Raw genomic sequence first — 16831 nt, 5'->3', positions numbered from 1 at the left:
ACCCCGTTCGGAAGTGCGAGCAAATTTCTTGTCCAACAATCGGCTCGCATTACTGTCTGCAACTTGATCCTGTTTCCAGACTTTGCCCACATCAGCGCGGTCAACCTGTTGGCCCTGCTTGCTCAAGCTATCAACCTTGGCGTCAATCAAGGCCTCGCGACCGGCAATCTTGCCATCAAGGGATTGTTGCTGCTTGATAGTCTTGGCGCCCTTGCCCAGGCTGATCCCACCCATAATGGCAGAGAACCCCGCCATCACGCCGGAGACCACCGCCATGGCGATCATCAGCTTGGCGCCGTGGCGCATCTCGTCAACCTGTGCCTGCTGGTTGCTGATGACCAGCTTGTTCTCGATATCCCGAACCTGTAACCCCTCCTCACGGGCCTGACGGGCCAGCTTGAACAGCAAGGACATCATATCCATCGCACTGTCCAGCTGCGCAACCATCTGGGTCACCCCTTTGGTATCGAAGGGGATGGAGGGACGTGGCAGGGTAGGAACGCTTTTGTTCTCTGACCCTTGCGAACGGGTCGAAACGGCAGCCTCATGGGCAGTGGTCGCACTGCGAACCTGCTGCGGCTCACCGGCTTGCACCTCGGTCAGCGGGGCGGTACGGGTCACACCATTTGCATAATCACTGTTAATCATGGTCGGTACTCCTTAGATAGCGGCAGGTCTGCGGGCCAGGTTGTTCATCATGTCGCCCTTGGCATTGATCATCTGGAAGATCATCTCCATGGTCTGCTGGAACGCTTCGAGCATCTGGGCTATCGCCTCCTTGAGCTTGTCGATAACCCCTTGCAACTCGGTCATCTCGCTCTTGCTTAAGGCAAGATCAGCCTGGGCATCGAGCGACTCGGACTCTTTTGTAGACTGGACAGATTTGGTCACGCCGCTCCCGACATCTACCAATACATCAGCCGCTTGAGTACCAACTTTCAATACTTTTGCCGCCTGCCCTGTCACTTTCAGCGCTTCAACCGTAGCCTTAGCCGTGAACTTGGCAGTGAGTTCACCCACTTTTGAGATGAGCTTGGCAGCCGCATCAGCGGCCGTGCTGCTAATCTTGGTAGCTACCTTGCCAATCACAGAGCCAATTGATGAACCAAAACTGGCGCCCAACGAAATAATGGCTAAGGCCATTTCAATTCCCATCAAGGCCTTCCCCAGATGCTCCATCACTTCTGGAGAAATGTAGCCAGCATCAGCCAAATGCTGAACTGCCATGTTGACCACGCCAACGACGCCAGCTGCGATCATCAGGGCACCGGCGGCAGCACCAATCCCGGTTGCCACCATGATGGCACCGATCACTATCGAGGCGATGGCACTGAGCCAGCCGAAAATCTTGCCAAAGATACCGGCCTTCTTGGCCTCCTGGGCACTCTCTTCAGCCTCTTTGATTTTCTCCTGGTTCTCACCGATCTTCTTCTCGTTTAGCTCACGAGCTCGGCGGATATCATCAAGCTTCAGCTTGGTCTGGGTCTTCTCCAGATCGCTGGTGAGCTTGCCCAGTTCAATCTCGAACGCTTCGGGCGAGGTAAAGGCCGCGGTCACCAACCCGGCGGTGTGCGGCAGAATCAAGCGGGTGTTCTCTTTCACCGAGGCCACCAACTTGCCGATTTCGCCAAGCTGCTGCGCACTGATCTGGCTATTGCTTACCGCCAGCGGTGGATTCAGCGAGACCCCTGACTTGCGGGCCTGACCGGTGACTTGCACCGTTGCGGCATCGAGCCGTGTTTCACTGCGAGGCTGGGTAACGGGCGCCAGGCCCGCAACATCACCTGTGTTTCCCAGCGGGGAAACCTGTCTTTCATTGCTGATCGGGTTCATCTTGCAGATCCCTTCTGATTGCGATGGCTTCCAACATGACCTTGGCGCTTGCCGCCAGGTCTGCCTGCCGGGGATCTGTGTCCGCCAGCAGTCGGGCCGAGTGGAAGCCACTCTCGGCCCCGTTCAAATCACCTTGTTGCAGCCGGCACTCGGCAGCATGAAACGGGAAACGGGGATCGTTCAGGTCGAGCATGGCGCCAAAGCTGTAGCTCTGAACCGCCGTTTCAAACTCCCCCATCGCCTGACGGCAGGCACCCAGCCCGAGGAAATAACGCGGCTCATAGTGATCCAGCATGCAGAGGGCCTGGAAGATCTTGTGAGCATCCTCCCACTTGCCGGCCTGATACTGGCCAAAGGCCAGGGCATAGAGCTGCTCCAGGGTGTCCCCTGAAATATCCTGCAGCATGGCCAGGGTGCCGCCGTCAGCGATAAAGGCTTCCAGCTCTGCTTCGTATTCCGGGGCCAGGGTGGTATCGGTCTGCATGATCTCTCCTCAAATTGCGCCAAGAATGTCGCGCATGATGCTGTCGTATTTCTGGATAAAGCGGTTGAGTGCCTCGATGGCGGCGTTGTAGCGCGAGCTGACGTCGTTGAGGCGGGTGGTCTTTTCGCTGACCTGATCGTTGAGCGGGCGAGAACGGTCGCTCACGCTGGTGGAGAAGTTGCCAAGCTTGTTGTCATCCTTCTTATAGCTGTAGCTGGCTTCGATATTTTCCATCGCGCCGCTCTTCTTCTGGCCACTTTCGAGGAACGTTTTAACTGTGATGACCTGCGTTGCTACGATCTGCTCAAGATTGGCTTTTTTACGCTCATAAGCGGCACTGGCCTCACCCAGCGTTTTGGAGTCAAGGCTGGCCGACTTTACTTTTTCCAGCGCATTTTTAGCGTTGGTGAACTCTTGCAGTGCATTTTTCACCAGATCATCGGTAAACATTTTTGACAACAGTTTGAACTCTGACCCATCCATAAATTCGGCCAGAGACTGATAGCCATAGAGCTTGTAATCCAGCAGATTGAAATTGGTGTTGAAGGTCTGGCTGGATGCCGCAGAGAGCACCTTGTTGATCTCGGACTGGATCACCCCGTAGATCTTCAGCTCACCGGTCATCTCTGCCAGCTCGTCCCGCAGCCCTTTACGCTGGTTGTCCTGAAACGCCATCACCCCGGTAAAGGTCGTGATGAGATCGTCATCGATGCGATCCATGGTCAGCGCACTGAGGGAGAGCAGCATAAATTCAGGGACGGTCCAGTGGTTGACTGGCGGGGTTTGTTTTGCTCCCCGCTCGATCATTCCCTTGATGGCGGCAATGGCCGCATCTTGCCCCCCCCGGAACTGGCCCATCGCCCAACCCCCGTTGATCGAGGCTGGATCCGTCAGATAGGCAGCCAGCAACTTCTCGAGCTGCTCCTTGCTCAGCGCAGTCGATGAGTCAGCACTGATGGTGATCTTGCCCTTGAGCAGCTCGACCAGTTCGGTCAACTTGGGGTTTTTATGGCCCGGCAATGCGTCCAGCGCTTGCCCATCAAGCCAGCCGACGAACGCGCCAGGGTTGGTGTTGTAGTCAGGGATAGTGCTCATCACGACTCCTTAAATCATCAGTCCGCGCATCATGGTGGGACGGCGACTCTTGCGGCCCTCTCCCGGCTGTGCCGGCAGTAACGCCTGTCTGCGCTGGATCTCAGCCAGCAACTCCTGCTCGGCCACGGCCACTTGCTCGGTCGGCGCATCGAATAGCAGCTGACAGGTCTGATCCGAGAGGGCTAGGCCAGCCAGCATCTCTTGCAACAGAGCGTTGCGGTGATCGCTGTCGGCAATGGCCTGCTCTGCCTGCGAAATGGTCTCGCTATGGTCGGCAAAACGCGGTTGTTTCATCTTGGCTCCTATTCTATGAGGCCCTTTTGGACATGCCTGTCACGCAAGGCCGTGCTTTTGTCGTTTTCGCATATCTCGCAGGGAACAGACCTGCTCGGCGGCCAGCATGAACCAGCCGGACTCGGGTTCGCAGGCTCCCGTCCAGCGCAGGTAAAAGCGCCCGAGCCGCTCACCGCTCAGGCTACTGCCACGAAAGACATCGACGTTGCCATAGAGGAAATGGCCCGGCCCGAGTACAGCCAGAGTGGCTTCGGCCAGCAGATAAAGGGCGGCAAAGGGGTTGGCCAGTCCGGCCCGCTCCCCCTCTCGGCGCACCAGCAGGATCCAGACCCGTTGGGTCGCAGGATCAAAGCGCCAGGCGAGATAAATTTGGCGATAGCAAAAACCGTGGCCGATCTGGATGGGAGTCGCCCCCAGATGGTGAGGGGCCACCGCCACTCCCCTGGCTTGCAGCCAGGGGATCAGGGGGTCAGTAGTTAACGGGTCCCCCCTCACAGGCAGACCCTCCCGAGGGGCTGGATATTGATCTGCTGGGTCAGCTCCTGATAGGAGAGCACCGGCAGGGCGTGATAATCCCCTTCAATGAGCTTGCGCACATAGCGGCGGATATCCATGGAGACAATCAGCACCGGCTTGTTCTGCATCTGGGCCAGATCACCGACGGTATGGCGCACCTGATCGAGGAAGCTCTGGGTAATAGTGGGATCGAGCGCCAGATAGCTGCCGGCGCTGGTCTGGCGAATGCCGCCGCGGATCTGCTCCTCCACCTGCTGATCGAGCAGATAGGCAGGCAAAATGTTGTTGCCGTTGGCGTACTTGTAGCAGATGTAGCGTTTGAGGCTGCTACGGATGTACTCGGTGAGCTGCACCACATCCTTCTCCTTCTGGCCCCACTCCACCATCGCCTCGAGGATGGCGCGCATGTTGCGGATGGAAATATCCTCCCCCACCAGCCGCTGCAAAATTTCGGTCATACGCTGCAGCGGGATGATGCGTTGCGCCTCCTTCACCAGCTCGCCATAGCTCCCCTCCATCTGCTCCAGCAGGTAGCGGGTCTCCTGAATGCCGATAAAGTCCTCGGCATATTCCCGCAGCACATGGGATAGATGCCAGGTCACCACCTGATCGGTGGTGAGGCTGGCCAGCCGTGACTTCTCCAGCCGCTCCTGATGCTCATTAGCAACCCACAAGGTTGGTTGCCCCGGCAGCAACGGCGCCCCCTCCTCGTAGGGGATCCCCAGCAGATCGAGCTGGGAAGCGCTCTCCTGCACCAGCTGATGGCCCGGTCGCAGCAGACCGCGGGCGACCGGTACTTCCTGCAGCTGGATCAGGTATTCGCCGGGCCCCATCCCCTCGTTGAAACGCAGGTGAATACCCGGGAAGGGCACTCCGAGATCGAGATAGAGGGCTCGGCGCACCCGCACCAGTTCGTCGTTGAGGGCAATCGCCTCCAGCTCGGCCTGCAAAGCAGCATCCACATCGATCAGGAGCGGCACCGTCATGGCAAACTCCTCCTTCTCCCCCAGCTTGCCCCGAGGCTTGCTGCCCGGTTTTGGCTTGCTGCGGGCAGCTGGGGCCCCGGCCCCCTGCGCCAGCACGGCTGGAAGATCCTGACTGTTGCTGCTCTGCGCCTTGCGCTGACGCAAGCCGATAAAATAACCGCCTGCCGTGACGATGGCCGCCAGCGCAAAGAAGGTGATCATCGGGAAGCCCGGGATCAACCCAAACAGCACCAGCAGCAGACCACCTATCAGCAGCGCCTTGGGCTGGGCCACCACTTGGGCGCCAATATCGGTACCCAGATCGGAAGACTCTTCGGAGGAGACCCGGGTCACGATGATCCCCGCGGTGATGGCGATCAGCAGCGCCGGCACCTGGGAGACCATGCCATCACCCACCGTCAGGATGGAGTAGAGCTGCAGCGCATCGGCGGCGGATAACCCCTTCTGGGTTACCCCTATGGTGACGCCACCTAGGATGTTGACGAAGATGATGATGAGGCCCGCGATGGCGTCCCCTTTCACGAACTTCATGGCGCCATCCATGGAGCCGAACATCTGGCTCTCCTTCTCGATGACCCCGCGGCGATCCCGCGCCTCGTGCACGTCGATCACCCCGGCGCGCATGTCACCGTCGATACTCATCTGCTTGCCCGGCATGGCATCGAGGGAGAAGCGGGCACTCACCTCGGCGACCCGCTCCGAACCCTTGGTTATCACCAGAAACTGGACGATGGTGATGATGAGGAAGATGACGATCCCCACCACCAGATTGCCCCCCACCACGAAGTTGCCGAAGGTATAGACGATCTGCCCCGCATCGGCCTGCAACAGGATCATCCGAGTGGTACTCACCGACAAGGCAAGCCGGAACAGGGTGGTGATCAGCAGCACCGCCGGAAAGGCGGAGAACTGCAGCGGCGAATTGATATAAACCGCCATCATCAGCAGTACCACCGAGATGGTCATGTTGATGGCAATCAGGATATCGAGGGCCACCGGCGGCAGCGGCAAGACCATCATAAAGACGATGGCCAGCAGCAGGATCGCCAGCATGATGTCCTTGCGCTCACCTATCCGGCGCAGCAGCTCAAGGGAGCGTTGATTCATTCTGCTCTTCCAGTTCGAGGTATTGTTGATAGGCAAAACGGGCTTCATCCAGCCGCCCTGCCAACTGGCAGGCCCGGCTGCGGCAGAGCCAGAGCGGGCCGTCGGCCTCCCCTTGCTGCATCAGCTGATCGACATGGGCCAGCGCCGCCTCCCCCTCCCCCTGTTTGAGCAGGGCCACCAGCAGGGTCCGTCGCCCTCCCTGATGGTCGGGGTGGATCTGCAACAGGGCGGCCAGCAGGACGCGCGCCTTGTCAGGGTGGCCATATTGCAGTTGCAACCAGCCGGTGAGCAGCAGCGCATCCTGCTGCTGTGACGTAAGCACCATGGTCATACCTTGTGCAGCAGATGAAGGGTCATCTGCATCAGTTGTTCATCGGCGTGCATCTGTTCGAGCAGCGCAGCGGCCGCTCGCAACTCTGGGCTCTGCCCTTCTGCCAGCACGCTGCGCAGACCCTGCATCGCCTGATTGAAATCGAACGGTCGCAGCAAGTCGTGAAAGCCGCGATCCGGGGTGGCGAAATCGAGCAGCGCCCGATCCGCCAGCCGTTCGGGGTAGAGGCGGCTGATATGGGGTTCGATGGACTGGCCATCGGGCAACAGGGCATAACGCCCCGGCAGGCTGCGCTCCTGATCGTCAAGGGAGATGGCGCTGAGCTGCTCGATCCCGATATGCGCGGCAGTGATCCGGCTCATGACGCCAGCACCTCTCGCTGCAGCCGTGTCAGGGTGGTCACGGCCTGATGGAGCTGGGGCAGAGTCACGGCCCGCTCATCCAGGGTGACGAAGAGGATCAGCTGATCCTCCCCCAACCAGCCGCTGCGCACCGGCAGTGCCGGCCCTTGCGCCGCGGCGGTCAAGGTCATGGCGCGGCGGATCGCCTCGCCACTCTGATGCCAGGGAACGGCGCGGGCCAACCAGAGGGTCAGTTGCCCCTGATGGCGCTCCAGTTGCAGAGTGCCGCTCTGCTCCAGTTCAAGCTGGATCAGCGAATGGGGGTTATCCCCTATGGTGATGCCCAGATCCTGGCAAAACTGCACCAGCAGGGGTTCAATCCAGTTCATGACGACTCTCCAGACAACTCATCCTCTTCCCGCTCGATGGCGTTATCGAGCGCCCCCTGACAGCACTGCAACAGGTTCTGGCGCTGCTCCTCCTCACTGAACAGCTCCACCGGCAGCAGGCGGATCAGCCGCTTGAGCTCTTGATAGAGCAGCACCTGCTGGCGACAATCTGACAGCTCAAGAGCCACACCGACCTGCTCCACATCCCGCACGCTGGCCCAGCGTTTCTCCACCAGGGCGATCAGATCGCCCATCAGATCAGAAGGCCCGTATGCCATGGGCCGAGCCCTCCTTCACCCGTTGCCACAGCTCGTCCACTTGCGCCGAGAGAGTGTTGAGCAACCGCAGCTTGTGCATGTCGCTCATCACCCGTTCCAGCTTGACCGGGTCGAGCCAGCGCTGCTGGCTGTCGAGATCGGCGCTCAGGGCCTTCATCATGAAGCCGGTCACCTTCTCCAGCGCACCGTTGCCAAAGCGGCTGTGAATATCGCGCCAGGCGGCAGAAAGGGCACGGTAGTCCTGCACCGCATCGCGATAGAGATCCCGTAGATCCTGCTCGGCCCCCACGCCTGCTTTAGCCGCTGCGGCCGCGGGGCCGGTAATGCGCGCCCCCAGCACGATGGCACTGCCCTGCTCATCCGCCAGCTTGGCCAGTGCCAGCTCCACCAGCGCCAGGGTGCCCTGCATCTCCGGTCGTCCGGCGAGGGCCTTGCGCGCCTGGCAGAGCGCCTCGAACTGCTCGCTCACCTCCCCCGAATAGCTCTCGAGGTAGGCCAGCAGCTGGGAGAGATTGGCCAGCCGACCGCTGCCGAGGTGGCTCACCATCTCCTTGATCTTCTGCTGGCGTTCGAGCTCCGGCACTTTGTCGAGGTAATCTCCCACCAGCGCCTCGATCTCGCTGATGCGGGCATGGCTGTCACTCAGTTTGCGCTTGGCGAGCGAAAGCTCAGCGCGCTCGGAAAAGACAAAGGTGAGCTCTTCGGCGGCATCGGCCAGCGACTGGGCGGCACTGGCCAGCACGACCCGCTCCCCCTGAAGTTGCCCACCCTGCAGGGGAGCCTGACGAGATGCGACCTCTGCTCCGCGCAGCTCGGGCTGGGCAGCAAGGGCATAGGGGTTACTCTGGATAATGGCCATGGAAACTCCCGTGACGAATGGATTGACGAGGATGGCATTATAAAAATCGCCCTCGCTTCCCTATGCCAAAATCGGCCGTGAATTTTTAGCCCGCCCCCAACGGTTTTCTAAAAAGTCCCGACTCGCGCTGAAATCCCCGTAGCCCCCCATCCCCTATAGTGGCCACCAGTTTCAATGGCGCAGATTGTTATGACCCTCTCCCTCGACCACATCCCTAACCAGCTTCGTCACGCCATCGACGAGTGCCGCCTGATCCAGATCCGTGGCCGGGTCACCCAGGTGACCGGCACCCTGCTCAAGGCAGTCGTCCCCGGGGTGCGGATCGGCGAGCTCTGTCATCTGCGCAACCCGGACAACACACTCTCCCTGCAGGCAGAGGTGATCGGCTTTGCCCAGCATCAGGCGCTGCTCACTCCCCTTGGCGAGATGTTCGGCATCTCCTCCAACACCGAGGTGAGCCCGACCGGAGCCATGCATCAGGTCGGAGTCGGCGAGCATCTGCTCGGCCAGGTGCTCGATGGCCTCGGCAACCCCTTTGGCGGCGGCCATCTGCCGGAGCCCGAGGCCTGGTATCCGGTCTATCGGGATGCGCCCGCTCCCATGAGCCGCAAGCGGATTGAGCAACCCATTTCGCTGGGCATTCGCGCCATCGACGGCCTGCTCACCTGCGGTGAGGGGCAACGGATGGGGATCTTCGCGGCCGCCGGTGGTGGCAAGAGCACCCTGCTGGCGTCGCTTATTCGCAGCGCCGAGGTAGATGTCACCGTGCTGGCGCTGATCGGTGAACGGGGCCGTGAGGTGCGCGAATTTATCGAAGCGGATCTGGGGGAAGAGGGGCTCAAGAAGGCTGTGCTGGTGGTGGCTACTTCGGATCGCCCCGCCATGGAACGGGCCAAGGCGGGCTTTGTCGCCACCTCCATCGCCGAGTATTTCCGCGACCAGGGCAAGCGGGTGCTGCTGCTGATGGACTCCGTCACCCGATTTGCCCGTGCCCAGCGGGAGATTGGTCTGGCCGCTGGCGAACCGCCAACCCGACGGGGCTATCCGCCGTCGGTGTTTGCCGCCCTGCCCCGCCTGATGGAGCGGGCCGGTCAGTCAGACAAGGGCTCCATCACTGCCCTCTATACCGTGCTGGTAGAGGGGGATGACATGACAGAACCGGTCGCTGACGAGACCCGCTCTATCCTCGATGGCCACATCATCCTCTCGCGCAAACTGGCGGCGGCCAACCACTACCCGGCCATCGACGTGCTGCGCTCCGCCAGCCGGGTGATGAACCAGATCATCGAGCCCGAGCATCAGGCTCAGGCCGGTCGACTGCGCAGCTGGCTGGCGAAATATGAAGAGGTGGAGCTGTTGCTGCAGATCGGCGAATACCAGAAAGGGCAGGACAAGGTGGCCGATGAGGCGATCGCCCGCATCGAGACTATTCGCCAGTGGCTCAGACAAGGTACTCATGAGCCGAGCTCACTGCCGGAAGCCCTCTCGACCCTGGAGGCGCTGACCCGATGATTGGCCGACTGCAACGAATAAAAGACCTGCGGTTGGATCGGGCCGAGCAGCAACTCACCGCCCAGCAGGCTCGGGTGCAACTCGCCCGCGTTCGCCAACGCGAAGCGGAGCAGGAGAGTCTCGACTATCGCCAGTGGCGCCTTGCCGAAGAGGAGCGGCTATTTGCCATCTGTCAGGCGGAGCAACTCGATCGCAAGGGGCTCAAGGCGTGGCAACAGCAAGTGGCGCTGCTGCGGGAGAAAGAGGCCCAGCTTGAACAAACTGCCGCCGAGCAGGCCGAGCGGGTCGCCGAAGAGCGCATCCGCTTGCAGGAGCGCCAGCAGGCGGTACACCGAGCCCGCCAGCAGCAACAGAAATTTGCCGAACTACACCGTCAGGAGCAGGCCTCACAGCAAGCCCTGCGTGACTACAACGAAGAGCAGGAACAGGAAGAGTTCCGCCAGCAGATCAGGATGTAACGAGTCATGAACCGAATCCTCCCGATACAGGGCACAGTGACAACCCGGGGCGACACCCAGATGGCTGAAGCCAATCGATCGCAACAACAGCGTTTCGAGCAGGCAATGCGGCTGGAGCAGAACCTCAAGGAACGCGGCCACAACCCGCAGCCTGAGGGTAAAGGGCAGATCCGTCATTCACAGAGAGTGACGGACGTCCACCCCTTGCCGCAACAGAATATCCACCGCGCCCCCTCAGAAGCTGGCAAGCAAGTTTCCCTTCGCCACACGACCAAAGGCACGCAGCCGGACAACAAAGAGGTCACTGCAAAACAACAGCAGCAGGGTAGCGAGCAAACCAACCCGCAACAGGTAATTTTCACGCCCCCTAACAGACTTCAGAGCCAGCGCCTTACTGATAACCCTGAGCGAGTGGCAGCAACAAGTATCTCAGCCAAAGAAAGGCACGACAAACCCACTTTTGCTGCACATTCTGACATTGAACTGCTCGACACAAACCCGATAGCGGTAACGTCCAACACATCATCCGAGTCACCAACCATTGCTCCAATAAATGCAATAACACTGACGCTTGAGAAGGCTCACGCATCTCGTCAACAAACCAAGCACACACAACTCACTGCACAGGACAACGAACAGCGCCCCCCCATACTGACGATAACAGCTAATCCGGCCGCATTGAGGCCAACAAATACCAGCAGCGATGTAATTTCGACGCACCTCAACGAGTCTCTGCCGCTCACCGAGGGGGTTGGGAGCAAGCTCACCGCGCAACCGGAGAGCATGCAAAGAGATCCAGAGACAAGCTTGCTTGAAAGCTCTGCCGATTTGAGGCTAAACGCCATTATTACCCAGCCCTATGGTCATGTTGCCCAAGCCACGCTGACTGAAAACGAGTGGCTTGAAGAACAGCATCCAGTCATTGAGGCTTATGAGGCAAGCAGCGCCAACCCGATACATACCCTCGCCAATACCACGCCACATCTACTGCCATTGGCAACGGACAGCGAGGCGATAACTCCCAAACTAACCACCCCCCAGCCAACTGAGGTCGGTGAACAGGTAGCTCAACTTGACGCAGAAATACCACCGCTGGTGGCACTCAAGCCAGTCACTACAGGTGAAACAGCCCCAAAAAATGAGCTCTTTGCCAACCCGACTATCTGGGGCGCTCCCCTTGCCGTTACCCCCGGGGATCTGCAGCTCGCCCGGCTTACACCTGCCGAGAATAATCGGGAACTGGGTCAGCTGCTGGAGCGACTGGCGGTGGATATCTATCAGGAGCTGGGACGCTCGGAGCGTCCGCCGCTGCTGCGCCTGACGTTGCCACAGCTGGGCGATCTCTCCATTCGCATCGCTCACCACCATGGCGAGCTGCAGATCGAGATTCTGGCAACCAGCGAAGGGCAACAGCTGCTCAATCAGGGGCGCAGCGATCTGGTCGACCGCCTGCAACGGCTCTATCCCGGCGAGCGGGTCGCCCTCGATCTCTTCGGCCAGCCTGACAGTGAGCAGGGCTCACGCCATAAACGATCCATCTACGAAGAGTGGGATGCCGACGCATGACACCGATTGCCCTCACCTCCGCCTCGCTGGCGGAGTTGACTTTACAGCAGACCCTGAGCCAATACCGCCAGCACTTTGGCTGGAGTGGCGGCGAGCTTCTCCTCGCCATCGGTTTGCCGCCTGCGACGCTCGATACCCGGCTGCAACTGCAGTGGCAGGGGCTCTCTTTGCCGCTGTTATGCCACGGCGCAGAGCTGGCGCACTGGCTGGCGCCGGATCTACAACAGGCGGCGCTGTTCAGTCTGCCTGAACCACTGCAACTGGCACTGATCGAACGGCTGGGACAACCCCTCGGTGGCCTCACCTGCTCGGCGCTGACCCGACCGGAGAGTAACGTCCAGACCGATGAGCCCGCCCTGCAACTGCTGTTGCAGCGGGAGGGGGCCAGTCTCGCTCTCTGGCTGCCGCAGCCCGAGCCCCTGCTGAGCAAGTTGCCACCACGACCACGACAGCAGCGGCTGCCGCTGCCCCTCACCCTCTCCCTGCTGTGGGGCGAAATGGGGCTGACCATGGATGAGCTCGCTACCCTCGCTATCGGCGATGTGCTGCTGCCGCCACCCCATCCGCAACTCGGTCAGCAACTGCTGATCTGCGTGGAGGGTCGCCCCTATGCCTACTGCCAACCCCATCCACAACATCTGGAATTGACTGCCATGCATAATGCTGCCTCCGCTGAACCCTTCGGCCCGACCGAACTGGATCAACTGCCGATCCAGGTGAGCTTCGAAGTGGGCCGCCAGACCCTGGACTGGCATACCCTCACCAGCCTGCAACCGGGCGCCCTGATCGATCTTGGCACGCCCCTCGATGGCGAAGTGCGCATCATCAGCAACGGCCATTCGCTGGGAGTGGGGCGACTGGTGGAGATCCAGGGGCGCCTGGGGGTAAGGGTCGAACGCCTCGACAACGAGTCACAGTCATGATCCAGCTGCCAGACGAGCTAAACCTGATCGTCGGGCTGGCGCTGCTGGCCCTGCTCCCCTTTATCGCCGTGATGGCTACCTCCTTCGTCAAGCTGGCGGTGGTCTTCTCGCTGCTGCGCAACGCCCTCGGGGTGCAGCAGATCCCCCCCAACATGGCGATGTACGGGCTGGCGATCATCCTCAGCATTTATGTGATGGCGCCGGTAGGCTTTGCCACCCAGGATTACCTGCGCCAGAACGAGGTGTCGCTGGCGAAAGCCGAATCTGTAGAGAAGTTCCTCGATGAGGGGATTGCCCCCTACCGCGACTTTTTGAAAAAGCAGATCAAACCGCGGGAGCACGCCTTCTTTATCGACAGCACCAAGCAGCTCTGGCCCAGCAAATATGCCGACCGGCTGGAGCCCGACAGCCTGCTGATCCTGCTGCCCGCCTTTACCGTGAGCGAGCTGAGCCGCGCCTTTGAAATCGGCTTTCTGATCTACCTGCCCTTTATCGCCATCGATCTCATCATCTCCAACATCTTGCTGGCGATGGGGATGATGATGGTCTCCCCCATGACCATCTCGCTGCCCTTCAAGCTGCTGCTGTTTGTGCTGCTCGATGGCTGGGCCCGCCTGACCCACGGGCTGGTCATCAGTTACGGAGGTTAGGATGAGTCACGCCGATATCCTTCACTTCACCAGCCAGGCGCTCTGGCTGGTGCTGATCCTCTCGATGCCACCGGTACTGGTGGCGGCGCTGGTGGGCACCCTTGTCTCTTTGCTGCAGGCGTTGACCCAGATCCAGGAGCAGACCCTGGGCTTTGTCGCCAAGCTGATCGCCGTGGTGATCACCCTGTTTGCCACCACCGCCTGGCTGGGTAACGAGCTCTACAGCTTTGCCGATATGGTGTTGTTCAAGGTGCCGCAGATCCAATGACGCTGGAGAGCCTGCAGGCCCAGATGCTGGCCTATACCCTGCTGTTGCCGCGCTTTATCAGCTGCTTCGTGATGCTGCCGGTGCTGAGCAAACAGATGCTGGGAGGGGCGATGATCCGCAACGGCGTGGTCTGTTCGCTGGCACTCTACGCCTACCCCACGGTCGCCGACACCTTGCCGGATCAGATCGACGGCATGGCGCTGGCCATGCTGATCGCCAAGGAGGTGCTGCTCGGCCTGCTGATCGGCTTTGTCGCTGCCATCCCCTTCTGGGCCATCGAGGCAAGCGGGTTTCTGATCGACAACCAGCGCGGTGCCGCCATGGGGTCCCTGTTCAACCCGAGTCTCGGCAGCCAGACCAGTCCCACCGGTCTGCTGCTGACCCAGACCCTGATCACCCTCTTCTTTGCCAGCGGCGCCTTTCTCGCCCTGCTGGCCGCCCTGTTCCAGAGCTATATCAGCTGGCCGGTGGCGCACTTTTTCCCCACTATCGACGAGCAGTGGGTCAACTTTTTCTACAGCCAGTTCAGCCATATGTTGCTGCTCTGCGCTTTGCTGGCGGCGCCGCTGCTGATCGCCATGTTTCTAGCCGAATTCGGGCTGGCGCTGATCAGCCGCTTCGCCCCTTCACTTAACGTCTTCGTGCTGGCGATGCCGATAAAAAGCGCCGTCGCCAGCCTGCTGCTGGTCATCTACATCAAGCTGATGATGGACCACGCCTATCAACAGGTGCTGGCGGTGATGGATCCGCTGCAACTGCTGATCCCCATTCTGGAGGCGCGATGAGCGGCGAGAAGACCGAACAACCCACCGCCAAAAAATTGCGCGATGCCCGCAAGAAGGGGCAGGTGGTCAAGAGCAAGGAGGTGGTCTCCACCGCCATCATCCTCAGTCTGGTGGGCATGCTGATGGCGATGTCCGACTACTACCTCGAACATCTGGGCAAGCTGATGATGATCCCGGAGTCCCACCTCAACCTCCCCTTTACCCAGGCGCTCAACCATGTTGTGGAGAACCTGATGCAGGAGATGGCCTATCTCTGCATTCCGCTCCTCGCGGTCGCGGTGCTGGTGGTACTCGCCTCCCACTTCGCACAGTACGGTTTTCTGCTGAGCGGCGAGTCCATCAAGCCCGACATCAAAAAGATCAATCCGGTGGAGGGGGCCAAGAAGATCTTCTCCATCAAGAGCCTGATGGAGTTCGTCAAATCCCTGCTCAAGGTGAGTCTCCTGAGCCTCTTGGTGTGGGTCACCATAAAGGGCAATCTGCAGGCGATGCTCCAGTTGCCCGGCTGCGGTATGAGCTGCATCACTCCGGTGCTGGGGGGCATGCTGGGCCAGCTGATGGCGGTTTGCGCCATGGGCTTTGTGGTGATCGCCATCGCTGACTACGCCTTCGAACACTACCAGCACATCAAGCAGCTCAAGATGAGCAAGGACGAGGTGAAGCGGGAGTACAAGGAGATGGAGGGGAGCCCGGAGATCAAGAGCAAGCGCCGCCAGTTCCATCAGGAGTTGCAGTCGAGCAACATGCGCGCCGACGTCAAGCGCTCCTCGGTCATCGTCGCCAACCCGACCCATATCGCTATCGGTATCCGCTACGAGCGGGGAGAAACGCCGCTGCCGGTGGTGACCCTCAAATTCACCGATGCCCAGGCGCAGCAGGTACGCAAGATTGCCGAAGAGGAGGGGATCCCTGTGCTGCAGCGCATCCCGCTGGCCCGCGCCCTCTATCGCGATGCCCAACTCAACAACTACATTCCCGCCGACCAGATTGAGGCGACCGCCGAGGTTCTGCGCTGGCTGGAGCAGTGGCGCCAGGGCGAAGGGCCGCAGTGGTAGGGCAGCACGCTGCCAGACTGGCCAAACAAACTGAGCAACACACGAAAAACTGACAAATCCCCGACCGCTCCCTGATATAGCGCACCGTCACGGCTCGGTATCATCCCCTTATAGTCAACCCTGTCGGGAATCACATCATGGCCTTACCAGCAATCGGTGGACACATTCACCTCAACCGCCCAACATCGCCCCAGCAAACAGAGGCCAGCCCGCTGCTGGCCAAGGGTAACAAGCTGTTCGAACAATCCGTCAAGCGCGGCATCGGCCACTTCCAGAGCAGCGATCTCAAACAGGTCATCAGCGCCCTGCGCCAGTTGCAAAGCGCCCCCGATAGCGGCAAAGCGCAGCGGGTGCAGGATGCAATCCAGCACTGGGAGCAGCACCACCCCAAAGAGGTGGCTGCACGTGGCGCTCGTCTGACTGAACTGAAGCAGGCCCTGGCAGAACAGGGAGCCATCACCAGAGCCGCCCCGCGACATGAACCGAAAGTGATGGCGGGTGGCACCCAGGCCCTGCTGCAAAAGAGCATGGCCGGACTGGAAAAACTGGGCAGCTACGCATGCACCGACGCCCAGACCTTTGTCCAGCCCAACAACCCGAGCTATCAGAAGATCATCGGCAAACTCAACGCCTTCGGGCTGGATCCCCAGCGCCTGGCAGCCAACCAGCGCGCCAACAACAGCGCCAATATGGCCGCCATCCAGATCACCAGAAACAAGCAGCCACTCTCGTTACGTACCATGGAAAACATCGCCAAGGCGGTGGATGACGCCAAGGCCGGTTGCTGCTCGACCCTGGCCTATTCGGCGGCGGCCGAACTGCTGCGCCACAACAGTGACCAGCGGATCGAAGTGCTGGCCCATCGTGGCGCACAGGGGCACGCCCAGACCCACTGCTTTGTGGTAATTGGCCGTGCTGAGGGGAGCGAACTTACCAAGCCGGAAAGCTGGGGGCCACACGCCAAAGTGGTCGACCCCTGGGCCGCCACCATAGGGGCGCCACTGGTCGGTACCCCCGCCCGCCCCCCTATCGCCAACCTGTGGCCGCCCACAGAGTCGGTCTTTGATAACACCCATCGGGAGGATTAATGATGTTCCATGC

Annotated in this window: 21 protein-coding genes; 9 read left to right on the top strand and 12 right to left on the bottom strand. The window is 60.4% G+C overall.

What is annotated here, in order from left to right; genetic code table 11:
- The 12 genes from aopD to aopN form a co-directional block, all read right to left on the bottom strand.
- A partial coding sequence (gene aopD, locus AACS18_RS06425) for a type III secretion system translocon subunit AopD (RefSeq protein ID WP_258228871.1) occupies positions 1-648 on the bottom strand: 648 nt, incomplete at its 3' end.
- Between the two features lie 12 nt (positions 649-660).
- Positions 661-1833, bottom strand: a complete 1173-nt coding sequence (gene aopB, locus AACS18_RS06420; RefSeq protein WP_108613953.1) for a type III secretion system translocon subunit AopB — start codon at positions 1831-1833, stop codon at positions 661-663.
- Entirely contained in the window at positions 1814-2317 is a 504-nt protein-coding gene (gene acrH / locus AACS18_RS06415) for a SycD/LcrH family type III secretion system chaperone AcrH (RefSeq protein ID WP_108613952.1), read from the bottom strand. Before acrH ends, aopB begins: the two co-directional genes overlap by 20 nt.
- A gap of 9 nt (positions 2318-2326) precedes the next feature.
- On the bottom strand, positions 2327-3412 hold the full coding sequence (locus AACS18_RS06410; RefSeq protein ID WP_108613951.1) for a virulence-associated V antigen: 1086 nt from the start codon (positions 3410-3412) through the stop codon (positions 2327-2329).
- Between the two features lie 9 nt (positions 3413-3421).
- A complete protein-coding gene (acrG, locus tag AACS18_RS06405) occupies positions 3422-3706 on the bottom strand; it encodes an LcrG family type III secretion system chaperone AcrG (protein WP_005334559.1) in 285 nt (94 codons plus the stop codon).
- A gap of 39 nt (positions 3707-3745) precedes the next feature.
- Entirely contained in the window at positions 3746-4201 is a 456-nt protein-coding gene (locus AACS18_RS06400; protein ID WP_108613950.1) for an LcrR family type III secretion system chaperone, read from the bottom strand.
- Complete coding sequence (gene ascV, locus AACS18_RS06395) at positions 4198-6363, bottom strand: SctV family type III secretion system export apparatus subunit AscV (RefSeq protein ID WP_269719424.1); 2166 nt, start codon at positions 6361-6363, stop codon at positions 4198-4200. Before ascV ends, AACS18_RS06400 begins: the two co-directional genes overlap by 4 nt.
- Positions 6296-6646 carry a type III secretion system chaperone AscY gene (ascY, locus tag AACS18_RS06390; RefSeq protein ID WP_153227498.1) on the bottom strand — a complete coding sequence of 117 codons (351 nt, stop codon included), beginning with the start codon at positions 6644-6646 and terminating at the stop codon, positions 6296-6298. The genes ascV and ascY overlap by 68 nt, the downstream gene beginning before the upstream one ends.
- Entirely contained in the window at positions 6643-7008 is a 366-nt protein-coding gene (ascX, locus tag AACS18_RS06385; RefSeq protein WP_108613949.1) for a type III secretion system protein AscX, read from the bottom strand. The genes ascY and ascX overlap by 4 nt, the downstream gene beginning before the upstream one ends.
- Positions 7005-7376, bottom strand: a complete 372-nt coding sequence (gene acr2 / locus AACS18_RS06380; protein ID WP_021229940.1) for a SycN family type III secretion system chaperone Acr2 — start codon at positions 7374-7376, stop codon at positions 7005-7007. Before acr2 ends, ascX begins: the two co-directional genes overlap by 4 nt.
- On the bottom strand, positions 7373-7654 hold the full coding sequence (gene acr1 / locus AACS18_RS06375) for a type III secretion system gatekeeper subunit Acr1 (protein ID WP_005334576.1): 282 nt from the start codon (positions 7652-7654) through the stop codon (positions 7373-7375). The genes acr2 and acr1 overlap by 4 nt, the downstream gene beginning before the upstream one ends.
- Positions 7635-8513, bottom strand: a complete 879-nt coding sequence (gene aopN, locus AACS18_RS06370) for a SctW family type III secretion system gatekeeper subunit AopN (protein ID WP_108613948.1) — start codon at positions 8511-8513, stop codon at positions 7635-7637. The genes acr1 and aopN overlap by 20 nt, the downstream gene beginning before the upstream one ends.
- A 189-nt stretch (positions 8514-8702) precedes the next feature.
- On the opposite strand from aopN, the gene ascN reads away from it, so the two are divergent.
- The 9 genes from ascN (at position 8703) to AACS18_RS06325 (ending at position 16818) form a co-directional block, all read left to right on the top strand.
- Positions 8703-10025: a SctN family type III secretion system ATPase AscN gene (ascN, locus tag AACS18_RS06365; protein WP_108613947.1), complete on the top strand. Its 1323-nt coding sequence runs from the start codon at positions 8703-8705 to the stop codon at positions 10023-10025.
- Positions 10022-10483 carry a type III secretion system central stalk protein AscO gene (gene ascO, locus AACS18_RS06360; protein WP_043821012.1) on the top strand — a complete coding sequence of 154 codons (462 nt, stop codon included), beginning with the start codon at positions 10022-10024 and terminating at the stop codon, positions 10481-10483. Before ascN ends, ascO begins: the two co-directional genes overlap by 4 nt.
- Positions 10484-10543: 60 nt before the next feature.
- Complete coding sequence (locus AACS18_RS06355) at positions 10544-12049, top strand: type III secretion system needle length determinant (protein WP_308810821.1); 1506 nt, start codon at positions 10544-10546, stop codon at positions 12047-12049.
- Entirely contained in the window at positions 12046-12972 is a 927-nt protein-coding gene (gene ascQ, locus AACS18_RS06350) for a SctQ family type III secretion system cytoplasmic ring protein AscQ (protein ID WP_108613946.1), read from the top strand. The genes AACS18_RS06355 and ascQ overlap by 4 nt, the downstream gene beginning before the upstream one ends.
- Positions 12969-13622, top strand: a complete 654-nt coding sequence (gene ascR, locus AACS18_RS06345; protein ID WP_005334585.1) for a SctR family type III secretion system export apparatus subunit AscR — start codon at positions 12969-12971, stop codon at positions 13620-13622. Before ascQ ends, ascR begins: the two co-directional genes overlap by 4 nt.
- A gap of 1 nt (position 13623) precedes the next feature.
- The gene (gene ascS, locus AACS18_RS06340) at positions 13624-13890 is read left to right on the top strand and encodes a SctS family type III secretion system export apparatus subunit AscS (protein WP_005334586.1); all 267 of its coding nucleotides are present in this window, start codon (positions 13624-13626) and stop codon (positions 13888-13890) included.
- A complete protein-coding gene (gene ascT, locus AACS18_RS06335) occupies positions 13887-14675 on the top strand; it encodes a SctT family type III secretion system export apparatus subunit AscT (RefSeq protein WP_019446797.1) in 789 nt (262 codons plus the stop codon). Before ascS ends, ascT begins: the two co-directional genes overlap by 4 nt.
- Entirely contained in the window at positions 14672-15730 is a 1059-nt protein-coding gene (ascU, locus tag AACS18_RS06330; protein ID WP_108613945.1) for a SctU family type III secretion system export apparatus subunit AscU, read from the top strand. Before ascT ends, ascU begins: the two co-directional genes overlap by 4 nt.
- A gap of 137 nt (positions 15731-15867) precedes the next feature.
- On the top strand, positions 15868-16818 hold the full coding sequence (locus AACS18_RS06325) for a hypothetical protein (protein WP_108613944.1): 951 nt from the start codon (positions 15868-15870) through the stop codon (positions 16816-16818).
- Positions 16819-16831: the final 13 nt, after the last annotated feature.

The sequence above is a fragment of the Aeromonas sp. HMWF015 genome (assembly GCF_963878965.1).
GTDB classification, from domain to species: Bacteria; Pseudomonadota; Gammaproteobacteria; order Enterobacterales; family Aeromonadaceae; genus Aeromonas; species Aeromonas veronii.
Note: the sequence above shows the minus strand (reverse complement) of the source record. Positions and strands in the feature narration are given on the sequence as shown.